This is a genomic window from Acinetobacter oleivorans DR1 (assembly GCF_000196795.1).
Classification (GTDB): Bacteria; Pseudomonadota; Gammaproteobacteria; order Pseudomonadales; family Moraxellaceae; genus Acinetobacter; species Acinetobacter oleivorans.
Genome location: NC_014259.1, coordinates 3,191,212 through 3,207,506, shown reverse-complemented (window position 1 = coordinate 3,207,506; position 16,295 = coordinate 3,191,212). Strand labels below are relative to the sequence as shown.

Here is a 16,295-nt window from a genome sequence, read left to right as displayed (position 1 = left end):
GGAAATTATGGCTGAAGATAAAAAGTCCGATGCAATTGGCGATGCAGGGGCGTATACAAACTTTGTCTCAAATCTTGGTACCGAACGTGACAAGGCATCACACGGTTCTTTCGTTAAGAAGATAATTCCTGATGAGCAATTAGAAGCCGTGTATCAACACTGGTTGGCTAAGCGAATCGTCAACCGCCCAGCAAGTGACATGCTCCGAGCGGGTTGGTTTTACGAAGGGATTCAAGATAATGATTTATTGAAGCTTAAAGAAGCGTGTAAGGCTTTTAACTTAGATAGGGTGCTATTATCTAGTTTAGTCCTTTCTCGCTTATATGGCGTTTGCTATGTGCTTCTAGGAACTGTGGACGGCGGTGACTTGGATCAACCGTTTGATTTAAACAAGTTAGGCATTGGTCGTTTAGAGTTTTTCACGGTGCTGAAGAAAAAGCAGATTGAAGCCGATACTTCAAAATACTTGCCACCAAGTGAAGCAGGCGGTCTTTTAAAGCAACCTGAATTTTACAAGCTAAAACTTGATGGAAAGTCTAACCAACGGATCCACCACACACGCTTAATTAAATTTGCCCATGCTGATGTAGTCAATGAAGAGCCTCAAAGTATTTTGCAGGAAGTCTATGAGGATCTGCTAGATCATGCAGCTGTGAAGAAGGCCACTGCTAGCCTAGTTCATGAATCTAAAATTGATGTGATTAGAACCCCGCATTTGGTTGATAAGATCAAAGAGGATCTAAAAGGTGTAGCAGAACGTTTTCTTAGTGTCGGGTTGCTTAAAGGTCTAAACGGCATGATCGTTTTAGATAAAGAGGAGGAGTACGACTCTAAATCTTATAGCTTTGGTGGTTTACCTGACCTTATGCGTGAATATTCGATACAAACTTCTGGAGCGGCCGAAATGCCATATACGGTGTTATTCGGTCAATCACCTGCGGGTATGAACGCAACAGGCGAGCATGACACAAGGAACTATTACGACAGTATTGCAACTAAGCAAGTCTGGTCATTAAAACCTTTCATGTTAAAGCTTCTAAGAGTAATTGTTCAAACTACGTTTGGTCGTCAGATTCCAAGCTTAGACGTTGTATTTAACCCGTTATGGCAGTTAGACGGTAAGGTTCGTGCTGAGGTTGAGAAGGCTAATGCAGAACGTGACGATAAATATCTTCAAATGGGTGTCATTACAGAGCCACAGATAGCAAAACAACTTGTTATTGATGGCGTTTATTCAGTAATTGATGAAGAGCATATCAAAGGGCTTGAGACAATGGTGAAGCTTAATGACAACGATAATTCAGATCCTGAAGCCACACCTCCAGCAGGCGAAGAAGCGTAAGAAAGGTCGTAAAGCTTCTAAGCCTAGAGATGTACACGTAAATCGCCGTGTTGAGCTTTATTACACACGGCAATTACTGGCTATTTCAAAATACTGTCAGGAACAAACAAAGGACTTAGTTATTCCCACAGTAGGCCAGAATATCGGTGATGCATGGTTCTCGGACATGATGACGGCGTTTAGGGATAAGCTCACAAAATATGTTGTTGAGATTTCCCGACCATTGGCCACAAAGGTTGTGACTGATACCCAAAAGGAAGTAGACAAGCAAATTGCAGAACATACCAAATCAATTATTGGTGTGGATCTAACGCCGTTCTATCGAGCTGCTGATATTCAGGACGAGGTAGATCTAAACATCACAGCAAATGTCAGCTTGATTAAGTCTATCCCGCAGCAATACGCCGATAAGCTTGAAGTATTAATTACCAACGCTTTGCAGACTGGCCAAACAAATGAAGAGTTGGCCAAAGCTATTAAGCAACTAGGGTTATCTACTGATTATCGGGCTCGTCTTATTGCTAGTGATCAGATGGGCAAGATTAACGGCCAAATTAACCAAGCTCGACAGCTTTCAATGGGTGTCGAGACATACACATGGCAAACGGCTAAAGATGAGCGTGTGCGGCCAGACCACCAACATAAACAGGGTAAAACATTTAGATGGGATTCACCACCAGACGGTGGACATCCCGGTCAGCCTATCCGATGCCGGTGCACGGCTTTACCCAACTATGAGGATATTTTAATTGACTAATTCAAACGAGAAGTGCTGGAAGTGTGGGAAAGTCCATGGCACAAATGATGGCAGTGGTTACCAGCCTTGTCGCAATACGGACAGAAGACCAACACCACCAATCGTGTGCACACCTCCAAGAGTCAAAGTAGATGGTGTAGAAAGCTCTAATAAATTGACACCTGAGCAAATTAACCAGATCCGAGAACTTACATTGAAAAAAGTTTTTCTGTCAGTTCTTTTAATTTCAATTCCTATTCTGCTTTGGAAACTAGACGATATAATTATGGCAATTAAAGCCTGAAAGCTTCTATGAAGGATTGAATAATGGGACGTAAGAAGAAATATTCAAAAAAACGCTTTTATCGCCGTTTGAATGCAAAGCAACAAACTATTCAAGAATTTAATAAATTTGAATCTTTTATGATTGATTTAGGCAAAGGGATTGATAAAACAGTTCACTCAATTAAGGAAATGGTGAGGGGTACATTTCTCGCAATAGGTGAAATGTCTACTCAGCAACTTCAAGACCTTGAACATAAATTGAAAACTGAAAGGAAGTAAAGATAGGGCAAATAGACTAAATATTTTAACTTCACGCAAACCACCTTCGGGTGGTTTTTTATTGAGCGCAATTTATGAAAAACATTTACCGCTTCAAGGTAGGTGACTTTGCTCCGAGTGAATCCACACGCTCATTTACCCCAGAAGGTTATTTGAAATGTGTAAATGTTCGCTTGGGAAAAGCACCTCAAGTACGTCAGTACTATGCGTATGAGTTCCCAAACTTAGAAGGCTTTTCAGCAGATCAGACTATTAACGTCTATACATCCGCAGAAGAACTATTTAAGCCGGCAGCGATTAAAAGTTGGGATGGTGCTGATGCTACAGATTATCACCCACCCAAGAATGAAATTAATGCAGCCAACTGGAAGGACTATCACATTGGCTATTGTGAGAACGTCCGCCAAGAAGGCGAATATCTAGTGGGTGACTTGCTCATTAAAGATAAAGACAGCATTGATTTAATCCAAAACAATGAGCGATTAGAAATGTCGCTCGGTTATGCAGCCACATTAATTTTAGAACAGGGCACTGCGCCAGATGGCACGGTGTACCAAGCAAAATTTATTAACTTTATTGGCAATCACGTAGCACTTGTTAAATACGGGCGCTGTGGTGGTGATTGCCGCATCGGTGACGAAAAGCAAACTCCACCAGAGGGGAAAACAATGGAAGTAATTGTAAACGGTATGCGTTTTGACATTGGCGATAACAAGCCTTTTGCGGATGCATTGAAGATCCAGCAAGAGCAGCTCGAAAATTTAAAAGCTGCAAAGCTAAAAGTTGGTGATAAGCAATTTTCAATCGGTGATGAACTTAACGCAGTTCAAGCAGTTGTAGATCAATTGCATACCGATAAAACCACGCTTGAGCAGAAAGTCGGTGATTTAGAAAAAAACCAGATGACGCCTGAAAAACTTGAACAAGCTGCTGCCGAACGTACAGCTGTCATTGCCGATGCTAAAGCATTGGTGCCAACAGTTAAAACCGAAGGCTGCACATGTGAGCAAATCAAGCGCGATGTAATTGCGGCTAAAGCAGGTGATGCATTGGTAACTGCCTTATTAGGTAGCGTATCGGTAGGCGATGCTAAGCCTGATCAGATCGATACAACTTTCCGCGCTTTGTCTGCTGTGAAGTCGACTACGCCAAGTAATGCAGTCGGTGACGCATTAAATCAACAGCAACAACAGCAACAAAATAATCAGGATCCTAAAGAAAATACTGGTTATGACAAGTCTGCTGCATACAAAACAATTTAAGGGGAACTTGAATCATGGTTCAGCAATTAAATGCGGTAGTCGGTCAGCGTGGCCGTTTAACTGCCAAAGAAGTTGTACTGTCATTACCGCTTTCAGGCACAACTTTAGTCAATGACGGAGATGTGGTTGTCCGCACGACTGATGGCAAATCTGTAACGGCAGTTACTGGTGCTACACCAACACGTTTTGGTGTGGTTGTACGCCACGGCGTTGGCAAGACTGGCAAAACAGCAGCTGGGAAAGAAGCTTATAAGGCTGCTGACATGTTGCCAGTAATGTTTGACGGTGCGATTTGGGTTAAACCTACAGCGCCTATCACAGACATTACCGCTGCTGTTTATGTGAAAACTGCAAACGGTACTACAGCGGCGCCGTTGGGTTCACTTTCAAGTGCTGCTACTGACGGAACATTACTACCTGGTGCAGCATGGGAAACTGTGACTGGTGCCGATGGTTTAGCCCTCCTTAATCTACATGGAGCTTAATAGAACATGAGCAAATTAGTAAAAATGAAAGCACGCTTAACGCCGATTTCATACGCCATTCAGGCACAGGTAGGTGATGCGTTCAATATGGATGCATTGGCACAGCTTTTCATTAAGATTGAAGAGCAAAACGAAATCACTCCACAGCTTCAACAAGTTCTAGACTATGCCAAATTCATTCCAGTAACAGATGTGAAGGCTGCATATGGTGGCGGTGAAATCCTGTCACGTAAAAAAGGTGTTGGTATTGGTAAGGACCATTCAGGCACTGGTGATGACATCCCGCTTGCAGAAGTGGAATATGACACTGTCCAGTTACCTGTGAGAGTCGGCACGATTGGTTACCAATATTCAATTGTAGAGTTGGCGACAGCTCAGACAATGAACCTTGCACTTGAAGCCGACAAAGTTCAGGCTGCAAACTTGGCTGCTGAAAAACACATGTCGAATGTGGCTTGGTATGGCTACACCACAGCGAATGCAAGTGGTCAGCTCACTCAGGTAAATGGCTTTCTCAACCAGACTGGTGTAACGGTAGTGACGGCTCAATACAACTGGGCTACTGCAACAATCGAACAAGTCCTTTCAGACTTTAATAAATCGCTTGCAGATGCAGCAAATCAGTTTGATGGTGATGCATCGATTGAACCTGATACCTACATCCTTGCATCGAATCAATATTCGGATCTTTCCAACCGTATTGTCGCTGATTCTGGTGGAAAGACTTTCCTTGACTGGGTAACGGAAAAGAATATTTTCGCTACTCAAGGCAAGCCATTAACCATCCGTGGTTCTGGTCGTGGTAATGGCAAAGGTACAGCAGGTGCTGACCGTTCCATCATCTATCGTCGTGATCCGTCATGCATCCAGTTTAAAGGCAGCAGCGTTGAATTTTTGACGGCGCAACCAAAAGGCTTAGATGTGCTTGTGCCGGGTCACTACAAATACCAAGGCGTTTGGCTGAAGCGTGTTGACTCGCTTCGTTACTTGGACCATGCATAAGGAATAAAACCACATGGCTAAATATTCATACACATACAGCGGCTCTAATGCCGCTTTTGTTTTTGCAGGTGTTGCAACTTTGCCAGCAGGAATCGCCGTAGCACTTGAAGCAGCTCAGCATAAGGAACTTCAAAAGAATAAGTTTGCCAAGCATCTTGTTGAATCTGGTGAGCTTGAAATTCAAGAAATTCCAGATGAAGAAACAAAAGCAGCTGGTAGAACTGGTGGCAAAGGCGGCAAACAAAACAATGCGGCAGATGACCAACAAAAGGCTACTGATGAAGCAGCTTTGGCCGCCGTGAAAGCTGAATTAACAGCGCTTGAAGTAACGTTCAGTGAAGATGAAACTTTTGAGCAGCTACAGGCGAAGTTAGATCAGGCTAAGGAATAAGGTGGACCTATGGACGTACAAACGTTTCGCCAGAAGTTCTCGACTGACTCGAGTTTAATGTCTTTGCCAGATGAGAGAATTCAGGATGCATTAGAAGAAGCTGATCTGGTTGTATCTCAAATTGAGTTTGGGTCATTAAAGGAACGTGCTGTAGGTCTATATGCAGCACACATTCTTAAAGTTGGTACTGCAAGTGGCAATGGTGCTGCTTTTGGTACTGCATCGAGCATGACAATTGCGGGCCAAAGTGTGAGTTATTCACGATCATCGAAAGAAGCTTTCTATGATCTAAGTATGTATGGCCAGCGCTACCTTTCGTTAAAAAATTCCATTCCAATCGATGATGAAGGCACAAACCCTAATCGCTTAGGCGTTGGTGTTTTTGTTGTATAGGAGAATCCCATGCCTTTTAAATATCAGGCACCCCAAGGTTATAAACCAACAAAGGTTGTTATTGCTGGTCATAACCTAGATATCAATAACGGCGTTTTAGAATCTGAGGATGACATTATCCATATTTTAAAACCCTTAGGTTTTGAGCGTTACGTTGAAGTTGTTGAGCCTAAGAAATCGACAGCCTCTGCTAAAGAGTAAATAAGATATGAGCGATTTTCGTGTTGATAAGCAGGTCAACTTTGATGAGATGAATAATCGCGTTAGGTTTGAAATAAGACGCACGATTAACGCTCTTACTTTGCGCTTACAGCGGATTGTTCAGGAAGATATGTTGAGTGGCCAACGGCTGAACGTACAGTCTGGCCGCTTGCGTGGATCCGTTTCATCTAAAGTGGATGAGGATAAAGATTCGATAGAGGGAACGGTGGGAGCTGGTGGTGCGTTGGTACCTTATGGACCTGCACATGAGTTTGGTTTAAATGGTTCTTTGGGGGTTAAAGCCCATTTAAGAACTATTAAGCAGGCTTTTGGCCGACCTATATCACCGGTTCAAGTCAATATTAAGGCTCACTCACGGAATGTTCGTTTTAAAGAATTACGCTTCATGCGTGATTCACTGGATATTGTGGCCAAGATTGTGCCGAAAAATATTGATGCAGCAATTGAGCGAGGTTTAGCAGGTGAATAGTGAAGCAATCTATCAAGCGTTATTTGATCGGTTAAGTACAAACGTAGAAGGATTGGTTACGGTAAGTCGCCGTTTACGTCATTTTAACCATGTAACACCAGAACAGCGCCCAGCCATGTTTATTACACAAGGCAATCAACAAGAAGTACCGGAACATGGTTTAAATTCAAAAGTTGAACTAGCCGCCGAGGTTTATCTTTACATCCATGAGGCTGATAGAGATAAACCACCATCATCCCAGATGAATGTTTTCATCGATCGTGTACGTGCAGCTATTCAGCCAGACCATCCAGATGTTAATGAATGTCAAACCTTAGGAGGTTTGGTAGAGCATTGCTGGATCGAGGGCACAGTAGAAGTATATGAAGCAGTAGAAAACATGCTGGATGATCAGGCGATTGCAATTATCCCTATCCGGATCCTCACAACCAATTAACAAAACTTTCATTTAATGACCGCCTCTATGGCGGTTTTGTCATTTTAGAGAGGTCAAAATAAATGGCTCAATATTTATTTGGTGCCGGCAAGATCTTTGCTACACCGATTCAAGATGTTTTTGGGCAACCGATTAGCAACCCTACACCTGTAGAAGTAGGGGTTTTACAGTCGGTAGGTGTCGATATTAGTTTCGACTTAAAAGAACTTTTTGGTCGTGGACAATTCGCCGTAGATGCTGCACGTGGTAAAGGCTCAATTAAAGGTAAAGCATCATTCGGGCGAATTAATGGAACCTTACTAAATTCTATTTTCTTCGGTGGCGTTGTTGCTGAAGGTGGAATCGAGACAGTATCCCAAACAATTAATGGCGAAACTATTCTAGCGGGTGGATTGGTTACACCTGTAGTTCCTAATGCTGGCACATTTGTTAAGGATTTAGGTGTCACAGATGGAAAGGCTATTCCACTAAAGCGGGTAGCCTCAGCGCCAAAAACAGGAGAATACAGCGTTGATAACGCTACAGGTGCATATACTTTTGCGACTGCCGATGTTGGCAAGATTGTATTCATTAGCTTCCGATATTCCGCAACAGTAGCAGGTGGCAAGTCAATCACTGTGTCTAACTTAGATATGGGCTATACACCTGAATTTGCCTTGGATCTTCAGCGAGATTACAAGGGTAAATTCATGCACATGAATTTCTACCGCTGCACCAGTAACAAGCTTGGGTTCAGCTCAAAACAGGATGATTACGATATTCCTGAGTTTGAATTCCAGCCTATGGCTGATGATCTTAACCGTGTTTTTAAAATCGATTTATCGGAGTAATAGCAAATGCAATTTAAGCAAGTTGAAAACCCACGTGGATCTACAATTATTATTGATGGTCAGCCATTTGTATTTGCTCCATTGTCACTTGGTGCGGTTGAAAAGTTATTGCCCGCTCTTCAAGCATTTAACCCGGATGATGTTGGCACTGTGATTGATGTTGCGTTTAAGTCGCTTAAGCGAAATTACCCGGATATCACACGTGATGATGTGGCAGAGATGATTTATATGGATCAACTCACTGAGGTTATGGAAGCTGTAATGTCTGTGTCTGGTCTTAAAGGGAATGATGACAGCGCAGCAGGTGGCTCGGGGGAATAGATTGGGAGGAGTTGTACACGCATTTAGTGCTGACAATGGGTAAAGATTACGACTATGTACGTGATGAAATGGATCTGCCCAGATTAAGAGCATTAAGTGCGTATCAGCAAAGTAACCCTCCCGCACATATAGGAATACAACGCTTGTGCCGCATCTTGGAAGCATTCGCGGGAATTGAAGAGACAAACCCAGCAATAACCGTTTCAGATGATGAGGAGGACGATATGCTAGAAGTTTTAGAAAGTTTCCCGCAGGGTGGTTAAGGCCACCCTATTTGCATTATTTGTAAGCGTTGGTTAAAGTTTGTTAATTAAAACTTTATAAGGATAAATCAGTGGCTTTAACTAATTGCAAAGAGTGTGGGGCACAAGTTAGCACTCAAGCTAAAAATTGTCCAAGTTGTGGGGCTAAAGTTAAAAAGCGCTCAATTTTAAAATGGATTTTTTTAGGCTTTGTCATTCTTTTTATTATTGGGATTATTGCTGGTGGTGGTGAGGGGTCTTCTTCATCAAATAGCACTAGAGAATTGTCGCCTAAAGAAGATGCTCTTAAAAACACTGTTCTTGATTATGATTGGTCAAAAGGTGGATTTGACAGTGTCATGTTAGTTGATTTTAAAATCAAAAATAATAGCAAGTATGACATTAAGGATATAACTGTAGAGTGTGAGCACTATTCAAATAGTAAGACAAAAATCGATAGCAACAGCCGTGTAATTTATGAAATTGTAAAAGCAGGACAAACTAAAACAGTTAAAGAATTCAATATGGGATTCATTCACTCTCAAGCTGCATCTTCAAGCTGTGGAATATCTGATTTAGTCGTAATTCAATAAATAGTCTTCAAAAAAGCCCCGTAATCACGGGGTTTTTTATTTCTTTAAATTTACCTTGCATCGGCAAGGTTTTTTTATGCCTAAGAGGTGTGTATGGCAAATAATAACCGTGTCGAGGTGCATATTGGTGCCAAAACTTCCGAGTTAAAGGAAGGGATGCAAGATGCTGAAAAAATAGTTTCAGATGCTTCCAAGAAAATTGAAAGCACTGGAAATAATATCGACTTTAAACTTGATCTATCAAATATGAGATCAGAGTTAAATGGTTTTGCTTCAGGCCTTTCAGAGAAATTTAAAACTGTAGGGAACGATATTAAAAGCTCCCTTACCAGTGGTTTATCTTTAGTTAAAGGTGGTTTCTTTCTTGGAATAGGTCAAGAAATAGCGAGAAGTGCAGCAGAGGCTGTGGCAGCGATACCGGATCTAGTGTCCGCCGTTGGTAAGGCATCCAAAGAATTAGAAATTCAATCTCGGTTGGCGAATGCGAATACTACAGAGTTTCAAGAGTGGGCCTTTGCATCAAAAAAGGTAAATGTAGAGCAAGATAAACTTTCGGACATCATGAAAGATGTAAACGATAAGTTTGGTGATTTTATGCAAACGGGCGGCGGAGAAATGGCCGACTTCTTTGAAAAGATTGCTCCAAAAGTTAACGTCACTGCTAAAGAGTTTCAGGGTTTATCAGGTCCTCAGATCCTTGAAAAGTATTATCAAACATTGCAAAAAGCGAATGTTTCGCAAGCTGAAATGACTTTCTACATGGAAGCCATTGCGAATGATGCAACTTTATTAGCGCCATTACTGGATAACAATGGACAAAAATTAAAAGAGTATGCAAGACAAGCGCATGATTTAGGCGTAATCATGAGTGATGATGCAATTGCGGCTACTAAAGAGTTTAATTCGGCTCTTGAGACAGTCCAAGCAACCTTACAAGGTGTACTCACTCGTATAGCAGCGCAAGCTGCTCCAGCATTAACTGATTTAGCAAATCAATTTTTGACATTTGCAGTAGATTCCAAAGATGCCATTGATGATTCTATTAAATCAATTATTGGTATTTTTGAAAGTCTCTTTTCTATTCTGAGTGAGCAGTTCACCACCATTGCAGGAATCTGGAATGATTTAACTGGAAACATTGGAGACGATGCAAATACACAGATAAGTTTCATGGATGCTATTTCTGTAGCATTGCGAGCACTGGGCGTTGTGGTTACTGGATTTCAAGTTGGGGTTCAATCGGCTTTTGCAATTATTCGCGCCGTTGTTGTGACAGTTTGCCAAGCCCTTATTATTGCATTTAATGGTCTAATGGCTGGCTTTGATATGGTGCGCAATACCATTCAATTCGGTTTAGATGTTCTTCAAGTTAAGTTTCAAACTTTTGGTAGTGTCGTTAATAACATTCTTCATTTTAACTTTTCTGGTGCCAAGGCTGCTTGGGAAGGTGGGTTATCTCAACTTGGTGGTATTACTGAACGTTATACCAACCAAATGAAAGGTCGAATGAATGATCTGAAGAACTCTTGGAATAATGGAGCAACCACGGCGGCCAACTCTCTTGTCACAGCAGGTAAGCGGATCCTTGATGTAACAACAGCGGGTAATCAAAAGATTACTAATTATGTATATAAGGATCCAACTACCCAACTCGGCCCACCTAAGCCACCAAAATTAGCTTTAGGGTCTGCACCACCAAGCACAAACAAGGGTATTGGCACTGGCGTTAAGGATGATAAAGGAAAATCTAAATCGTCGGCAAAATCTAAAGCTGAGCAAGAGGCTAAAGAGCGTCAACGTCAAGCTGAGCAGGCAGCTAAAGCGCTTGCTGATATTCGGTATAAATATGCATCCGAAGAAAAGAAAGTCGCCTTAGATCTACAAAAGGCATTAGATGAGATTGAAAAATCTAAGATGACTGCCGATGAAAAAGCTGCTGCAAAAGTTAAGGCTGAAAAGGATGCTTCAGACAAGATCATTGCTATCCGTTCAAAAGAGTTTGAGGAATACAAAAAAGCTCGTGAAGAACAGATCGACAATTATCAACAGCAAGCACAGCGCCTTTATGAAATCGAGGTGGCACGGATCCAAGCTGAATATGATGCCAAGAAAATTTCAAATGTTCGCAAAGTTCAATTAGAGAAACAGCTCGAAGATCAATTACGTGAAATTAAGCGGCAAGGTCTATTAGAGCGTCTGGCACTTGAGAACGAGCAAACAGGCGTTACTGGCAAACAGGGTAATCAAAACCAAATCACAAACAATATTTCTGATTTAGAGACAGATCAGAAAGTTGCTGACACTAAGTCTATGGGCTTAATTAGTGATGCGGAAATGAAAGACTTTGAAGCTAAGTTCGGCGGGTTCACTTCTCGGCTTGCAAACCTTTGGGATCAGGGCATTCAGTCTTTAATGAATGGCACATTGACATGGAGCAACGCAACTAAAGCGGTATTAGCTGATATGGGTGCATTTGCCTTGCAATCGGCTACTAAAGAGCTACAAGGTTGGCTCAGAATCCAAGCAATTAAGTTAGCTAGAAAGCTTGGTTTCGTTGGTGCTGAAACGGCGGCTGAGGCTTCGGGTCAAGCGGCTCAAACGGGAGCAACAATTGCAGGAGAAGCAACACGTACCAGTGTTACTGCTGCGGGTGGTTTAGCTCGATTGGGCTTAAAAGCAGCTGAAGCAATCAAGGGAATCATGATGTCGGCATGGGAGGCCATGGCGGGCGCATTTAAAGCTATGGTGGCTATTCCATACATTGGTCCAATTCTGGCCGTAGGTGCGGGTGCTGCTGCCTTTGGCTTGGTTGCTGGTTTAGCAGGCAAGATCAAATCTGCTCGAGGCGGTTACGACATTCCATCCGGTGTAAATCCAGTTACCCAGCTGCATGAAGACGAAATGGTTTTACCTTCTCAACATGCAAATACTATTCGTGAAATGGGTAAGGCAATGCGTAGTGGGGCAAGTTTTGGAGCAGCTGCTGCAGCTGAAGGCGGAGGCGCTGGACCGACCATTAGTATTAGTGCAGTTGATGCAAAAAGCATTGAACGATTATTAAAGAGAAATGGCCGTGCCGTTGCTGGTGGTTTGCAAAGCTATGCACGTGGATTCGGTAAGAATGGAAAATAAGGGGGTGTAAGTGTCTAACGTTTTATTTCCAGAATTACCCGGTCTTGAGTGGGATACCTCATTAACTCCCATGTTCAATACCAAGATCATGACTTCAATTAATGGCCGAGAGCTCCGTGCGAGCTTTCAGGCCGCGCCGAAATATGAAATCTCGTTGTCTTACGCTTTCTTGCGTGAAAATAAAGGCAGAAAGGAACTTCAGCAGCTTCAAGGGTTTTATCTTGAACGCCGTGGGGCATTTGATTCATTTCTTTATAAGATGCCTGAGGATAATGAATTTAATTGCACGTTTGTTGGGGATGGCTCCACAACTTCATTTCAGCTTTACAAAGATATGTATACAAGCCAATTGCCTCTAGGAAATACACAAGAGCAGATTATTGGTGAAGTTGATCCCAACATGTGGAATCAAACACCGGTTAAAACAATGTGGAATACAAACCAAGAAAAGCTTATGTGGAATAACGCATCTGCTCAGATAACGGGTGACGGTAAATATGTCCTTTCACAGCCGATCGAGGAAGGTGTAGAGGTAACTGTAACGGGTATTTTTTACTATCGATGTCGTTTTAAAGATGACACACAGCAGTATGTCAACTTCATGCATAAACTTTGGAAGGCTGGAAAGGTCGAATTAATCGGATCCTTAGGAAATAAGATATGAGACAAGCTTCACCGCAACTTATCGCCTTGTTAGATGCTGATCAGTTCATCATGGCCGATTTGTACACCATAACGACCATACAGGGCATTGAGTATCGTTATACAAGCTATGACGTTAATTTAACTGTGCAGGGCAAGGAATTTCGTTCTGATGGGCCAATCATTAGCCGCGAAGGAATTAGCCTCTCACTTGGGATTGAAGTAGATAATCTATCTATCACAATTGAGACTAATGAAAGTACTAAATTTGGCGATGTGCCTGTAGCTCAGGCTTTTCACAACGGCATATTAGACGGCGCACGTTTTAAGTTAGAACGTATATTTATGGATATGTATACACCAACTGATACCAGTGCCGGTACTTTAGTACTGTTTGAGGGAAGGATTGTTGAGCCTGAACTTGATCGTTATGTAATTAATGCCAGTGTAGTTTCAGATGTAGATAATTTAAAACTTCAAATGCCTAGAAATTTATATACGCCCGGCTGTTTAAATACATTATTTGATAGCGCATGTGGCTTATTAAGTGCTGATTTTGCAGTTAATACGACAATTGCAGCAAATAGTACGCCTAGCCAAATACTTTGTGATTTAAGTCAACCTCAAGGCTGGTTTACCCAAGGGGTTGTGGAGTTTTTAGAAGGAGTAAATATTGGGATTAAAAGAACCGTACGATTGCATGAAGCAGGTTCTTTACTCCTAACTTTACCACTTTTAGAAATGCCTGAAATTGGTGAAGCAATCCGTGTTTATCCGGGGTGTGATAAGAGACTTGATACTTGTACTAACCGATTTAATAACCGTGCTCGGTTCCGTGGTGCGCCGTTTGTACCAGTACCAGAAACCTCAATTTAACAATTTTATATTCAATCAAAGCCCTGCATTTAGCAGGGCTTTTTATTTGGGAAATATATTATGGCTGTTCCTGACAAAGACGCCTTAATTGGGCCTACGGTTACTGAGGCGCAATTTAAAACCAATCTTGGTGCTATTGTTGATTTCATTAAACCTATTGAAACTCAAAGCCCCACCTATGCAACTACTGCATTATTGACAGCTTCAAGACCAGTTGAAAACCAAAGTTATGCAAAAGCATTAGATACAGGTAAAGTCTGGTATTGGAATAAGCCAGCAGGCTCACCAGTCGGTAATTATTGGACGATTACAACCTTAAGTGATCTGGATCAAGCAAAATTTTATACCGATAGCTTTGATTCCTTAAGATTCAATAAGGGGAAAGTTTTTCCATTTAAAGCCATGTCACGTAATGGAATTACAAGTGATCCTTCTACAGTCTGGAATAATTTCATCCTAGATGTTCGTGTAAATAATGCTGATCCTGCAAAGTACTACCAGATTGCTTACCAGCAGAATGGCGCATTAATTAACAACAAGAATGAATACAACTGGATCATTTACGAGTTTGACAAAGCTACTTATGAAACAAATGCTGCTGCTGTTCTCTTAGTAGACTACACAGCCGCGGGACAAGCTCAACTTGTAAAAAACGGTACTATTCAAACTGTAAATATCAAGTCCACCTTTAAACCCGAATTAAGTTTCAAAATTACTTGTGATACTTCTGCACTTCCTGCTGGTAATGTTCCGATTAACTCAACAGGGCAAGGTAGTCTTGCATGGTCTTATATTATTGACCCATCATGCTATGTGTTTGCTGATGACAACCTCCTAACAAAAGCAAAAGCACCACGTGATTGGTTAATAAATAAAGGGCAATACTATCCTTTTGTGCAATCGGCCTTTAACGGCTCAACAAGTGCAGTACCAACATTATTTTTAAATGTTTTCAAAGATTTTGAAGTAATTAATGCGGCATCAGGTTATTTCTATCAATTGGCGTATTACACCAATGGTTACGCTACACCTGGTCCAGAGCGTTGGATCGTTTATAAACGCCCGCGTACTGGCTATACCGATGCAGGTGCTACGCAAACCCAAATCGTTGATTTAACTATCCCACAAGAGACTCTTGTCAAAAGTGGCGGCATTGAGAAAATACGTCTCGTAAGCTCAGGACAAGAATTATTTGATGTAACAGTAGATACAAGTAAGCTTCCAGCATATGGCTTGTTTATTAGTGTTGCAAATGCAACTGATGCTGGTTATAGCTGGTATATGGCACCGACCAATTATCGAAAAAAGGTTACTTCGGATGCTACTGTAACCAGTTTCAATGCTTATATAAGTTATATCGCCAGCACTAAAACATTTAGCTATAGATATCGTTCAAAAGATAGAAATTACGAAATTGTTTTCGGGCCTAACGGTGCAAATCTTTTGCCTAACTTCAAGTCTATTGGATCCTCAACAGCAAATGATTTAACAGGTACTTTCAGCACGATTCATTCGTTTACCACTGATTGGCTGCCTTCTTTAGTTTTTTACGCTGTTAATAATCCAGATGATAGCAATCATGATCATTTTACAGGTGGTAATCATGCTTCAGGTGGTCAGGCTACTGGGGATCCAACTGCAACAAATGAACTGTATACAATTTTAGTTGATGGCAATGTCTTGAATATGGCTCAAGATTTTAGCGGAGCATGTAAAACGATAGATGTAAAGCTTGTTCATAAGCTGATGGCAAGCAATACGAAAACCACTAAACGTTTTTGTCTGAAGCAGATATTTGATCTTCATTTTGAAGGTTCAAATGTGGATGTTCATTGCAAGCTTAAAGCCCTCGAAGACATCATGTTGCGCTCTGATTATGGTCCTCAACTAACTACCCAAGGATTTCAGACAACTCAATTAATGCTTAATGCTCAACTGACAAATCGAATAAATTATGATGTGTCTGCTACTTCAGGTAAACGAGAAGATTTTCCTAATGCATGGGCGTTAATTTTAAAAGGAACTGGCGGGCTTTTAGCAAGCTGGATTGATCGTAATTATGGTTATGGAAATCCTAATTTCTGTGCGCCTGAGCAAGCACTAATAAGAGGTGGTACTGGTACTAACCACAAATTTTATCAATGTGCATTTCGTTCTATGTACGCTGAAGAGCAGAGAACAGATAACGGGGTAACTTATCCTCCATTCCCTGCATTGCTATTAACTCCTAGCAGTGAGGATTATAAGTGGCGCGGTGGTTATACGATACAGTCAGATAACAGCGACTCTATCTATGACTCTGTTTTGCGTTTGAATGAAATGACCTCAGTAATTAATGGGGTGGACTATTACTAAGC

19 protein-coding genes are annotated in these 16,295 nt (G+C 41.6%); all 19 read left to right on the top strand.

The window, feature by feature from the left end; all coding sequences use genetic code 11:
* Positions 1-7: 7 nt before the first annotated feature.
* A complete protein-coding gene (locus AOLE_RS15000; protein WP_013198721.1) occupies positions 8-1,342 on the top strand; it encodes a DUF1073 domain-containing protein in 1,335 nt (444 codons plus the stop codon).
* Positions 1,287-2,099 carry a phage head morphogenesis protein gene (locus tag AOLE_RS14995; RefSeq protein WP_013198720.1) on the top strand — a complete coding sequence of 271 codons (813 nt, stop codon included), beginning with the start codon at positions 1,287-1,289 and terminating at the stop codon, positions 2,097-2,099. Before AOLE_RS15000 ends, AOLE_RS14995 begins: the two co-directional genes overlap by 56 nt.
* 306 nt (positions 2,100-2,405) lie before the next feature.
* On the top strand, positions 2,406-2,642 hold the full coding sequence (locus tag AOLE_RS14985) for a hypothetical protein (RefSeq protein WP_013198718.1): 237 nt from the start codon (positions 2,406-2,408) through the stop codon (positions 2,640-2,642).
* A 74-nt stretch (positions 2,643-2,716) separates the two neighbouring features.
* Positions 2,717-3,904 carry a DUF2213 domain-containing protein gene (locus AOLE_RS14980; RefSeq protein ID WP_013198717.1) on the top strand — a complete coding sequence of 396 codons (1,188 nt, stop codon included), beginning with the start codon at positions 2,717-2,719 and terminating at the stop codon, positions 3,902-3,904.
* Between the two features lie 14 nt (positions 3,905-3,918).
* Positions 3,919-4,389 (top strand): structural cement protein Gp24, encoded by a 471-nt coding sequence (locus AOLE_RS14975; protein WP_013198716.1) that lies wholly within the window; start codon positions 3,919-3,921, stop codon positions 4,387-4,389.
* 6 nt (positions 4,390-4,395) lie between these two features.
* A complete protein-coding gene (locus AOLE_RS14970; protein WP_013198715.1) occupies positions 4,396-5,391 on the top strand; it encodes a DUF2184 domain-containing protein in 996 nt (331 codons plus the stop codon).
* A 13-nt stretch (positions 5,392-5,404) separates the two neighbouring features.
* Positions 5,405-5,782: a hypothetical protein gene (locus tag AOLE_RS14965; protein ID WP_013198714.1), complete on the top strand. Its 378-nt coding sequence runs from the start codon at positions 5,405-5,407 to the stop codon at positions 5,780-5,782.
* Between the two features lie 9 nt (positions 5,783-5,791).
* A complete protein-coding gene (locus AOLE_RS14960; protein ID WP_013198713.1) occupies positions 5,792-6,175 on the top strand; it encodes a DUF4054 domain-containing protein in 384 nt (127 codons plus the stop codon).
* A gap of 9 nt (positions 6,176-6,184) precedes the next feature.
* Positions 6,185-6,376, top strand: a complete 192-nt coding sequence (locus AOLE_RS14955; RefSeq protein WP_013198712.1) for a hypothetical protein — start codon at positions 6,185-6,187, stop codon at positions 6,374-6,376.
* Between the two features lie 7 nt (positions 6,377-6,383).
* A complete protein-coding gene (locus AOLE_RS14950) occupies positions 6,384-6,866 on the top strand; it encodes a hypothetical protein (protein WP_013198711.1) in 483 nt (160 codons plus the stop codon).
* On the top strand, positions 6,859-7,302 hold the full coding sequence (locus tag AOLE_RS14945) for a hypothetical protein (protein WP_013198710.1): 444 nt from the start codon (positions 6,859-6,861) through the stop codon (positions 7,300-7,302). Before AOLE_RS14950 ends, AOLE_RS14945 begins: the two co-directional genes overlap by 8 nt.
* Positions 7,303-7,364: 62 nt before the next feature.
* Positions 7,365-8,132 (top strand): hypothetical protein, encoded by a 768-nt coding sequence (locus AOLE_RS14940; RefSeq protein WP_013198709.1) that lies wholly within the window; start codon positions 7,365-7,367, stop codon positions 8,130-8,132.
* 6 nt (positions 8,133-8,138) lie between these two features.
* Positions 8,139-8,453, top strand: coding sequence for a hypothetical protein (locus AOLE_RS14935; protein ID WP_013198708.1), 315 nt, complete (start codon positions 8,139-8,141; stop codon positions 8,451-8,453).
* 35 nt (positions 8,454-8,488) lie between these two features.
* On the top strand, positions 8,489-8,716 hold the full coding sequence (locus tag AOLE_RS14930; RefSeq protein ID WP_023274307.1) for a hypothetical protein: 228 nt from the start codon (positions 8,489-8,491) through the stop codon (positions 8,714-8,716).
* Between the two features lie 71 nt (positions 8,717-8,787).
* Positions 8,788-9,288, top strand: a complete 501-nt coding sequence (locus AOLE_RS14925; protein WP_013198706.1) for a zinc ribbon domain-containing protein — start codon at positions 8,788-8,790, stop codon at positions 9,286-9,288.
* 93 nt (positions 9,289-9,381) lie between these two features.
* Positions 9,382-12,420 (top strand): hypothetical protein, encoded by a 3,039-nt coding sequence (locus AOLE_RS14920; protein WP_013198705.1) that lies wholly within the window; start codon positions 9,382-9,384, stop codon positions 12,418-12,420.
* A gap of 10 nt (positions 12,421-12,430) precedes the next feature.
* Positions 12,431-13,084: a DUF2460 domain-containing protein gene (locus AOLE_RS14915; RefSeq protein WP_013198704.1), complete on the top strand. Its 654-nt coding sequence runs from the start codon at positions 12,431-12,433 to the stop codon at positions 13,082-13,084.
* On the top strand, positions 13,081-13,938 hold the full coding sequence (locus AOLE_RS14910; protein WP_013198703.1) for a DUF2163 domain-containing protein: 858 nt from the start codon (positions 13,081-13,083) through the stop codon (positions 13,936-13,938). The genes AOLE_RS14915 and AOLE_RS14910 overlap by 4 nt, the downstream gene beginning before the upstream one ends.
* A 60-nt stretch (positions 13,939-13,998) precedes the next feature.
* Positions 13,999-16,293: a hypothetical protein gene (locus tag AOLE_RS20775; protein WP_013198702.1), complete on the top strand. Its 2,295-nt coding sequence runs from the start codon at positions 13,999-14,001 to the stop codon at positions 16,291-16,293.
* Positions 16,294-16,295: the final 2 nt, after the last annotated feature.

Coding starts and splice junctions, on each gene's coding strand:
- AOLE_RS14935 (WP_013198708.1), top strand. CDS start 8,139: ATGCAATTTAAGCAAGTTGAAAACCCACGTGGATCTACAATTATTATT.
- AOLE_RS14955 (WP_013198712.1), top strand. CDS start 6,185: ATGCCTTTTAAATATCAGGCACCCCAAGGTTATAAACCAACAAAGGTT.
- AOLE_RS14985 (WP_013198718.1), top strand. CDS start 2,406: ATGGGACGTAAGAAGAAATATTCAAAAAAACGCTTTTATCGCCGTTTG.
- AOLE_RS14930 (WP_023274307.1), top strand. CDS start 8,489: ATGGGTAAAGATTACGACTATGTACGTGATGAAATGGATCTGCCCAGA.
- AOLE_RS14920 (WP_013198705.1), top strand. CDS start 9,382: ATGGCAAATAATAACCGTGTCGAGGTGCATATTGGTGCCAAAACTTCC.
- AOLE_RS14970 (WP_013198715.1), top strand. CDS start 4,396: ATGAGCAAATTAGTAAAAATGAAAGCACGCTTAACGCCGATTTCATAC.
- AOLE_RS15000 (WP_013198721.1), top strand. CDS start 8: ATGGCTGAAGATAAAAAGTCCGATGCAATTGGCGATGCAGGGGCGTAT.
- AOLE_RS14940 (WP_013198709.1), top strand. CDS start 7,365: ATGGCTCAATATTTATTTGGTGCCGGCAAGATCTTTGCTACACCGATT.
- AOLE_RS20775 (WP_013198702.1), top strand. CDS start 13,999: ATGGCTGTTCCTGACAAAGACGCCTTAATTGGGCCTACGGTTACTGAG.
- AOLE_RS14995 (WP_013198720.1), top strand. CDS start 1,287: ATGACAACGATAATTCAGATCCTGAAGCCACACCTCCAGCAGGCGAAG.
- AOLE_RS14910 (WP_013198703.1), top strand. CDS start 13,081: ATGAGACAAGCTTCACCGCAACTTATCGCCTTGTTAGATGCTGATCAG.
- AOLE_RS14965 (WP_013198714.1), top strand. CDS start 5,405: ATGGCTAAATATTCATACACATACAGCGGCTCTAATGCCGCTTTTGTT.
- AOLE_RS14950 (WP_013198711.1), top strand. CDS start 6,384: ATGAGCGATTTTCGTGTTGATAAGCAGGTCAACTTTGATGAGATGAAT.
- AOLE_RS14975 (WP_013198716.1), top strand. CDS start 3,919: ATGGTTCAGCAATTAAATGCGGTAGTCGGTCAGCGTGGCCGTTTAACT.
- AOLE_RS14960 (WP_013198713.1), top strand. CDS start 5,792: ATGGACGTACAAACGTTTCGCCAGAAGTTCTCGACTGACTCGAGTTTA.
- AOLE_RS14980 (WP_013198717.1), top strand. CDS start 2,717: ATGAAAAACATTTACCGCTTCAAGGTAGGTGACTTTGCTCCGAGTGAA.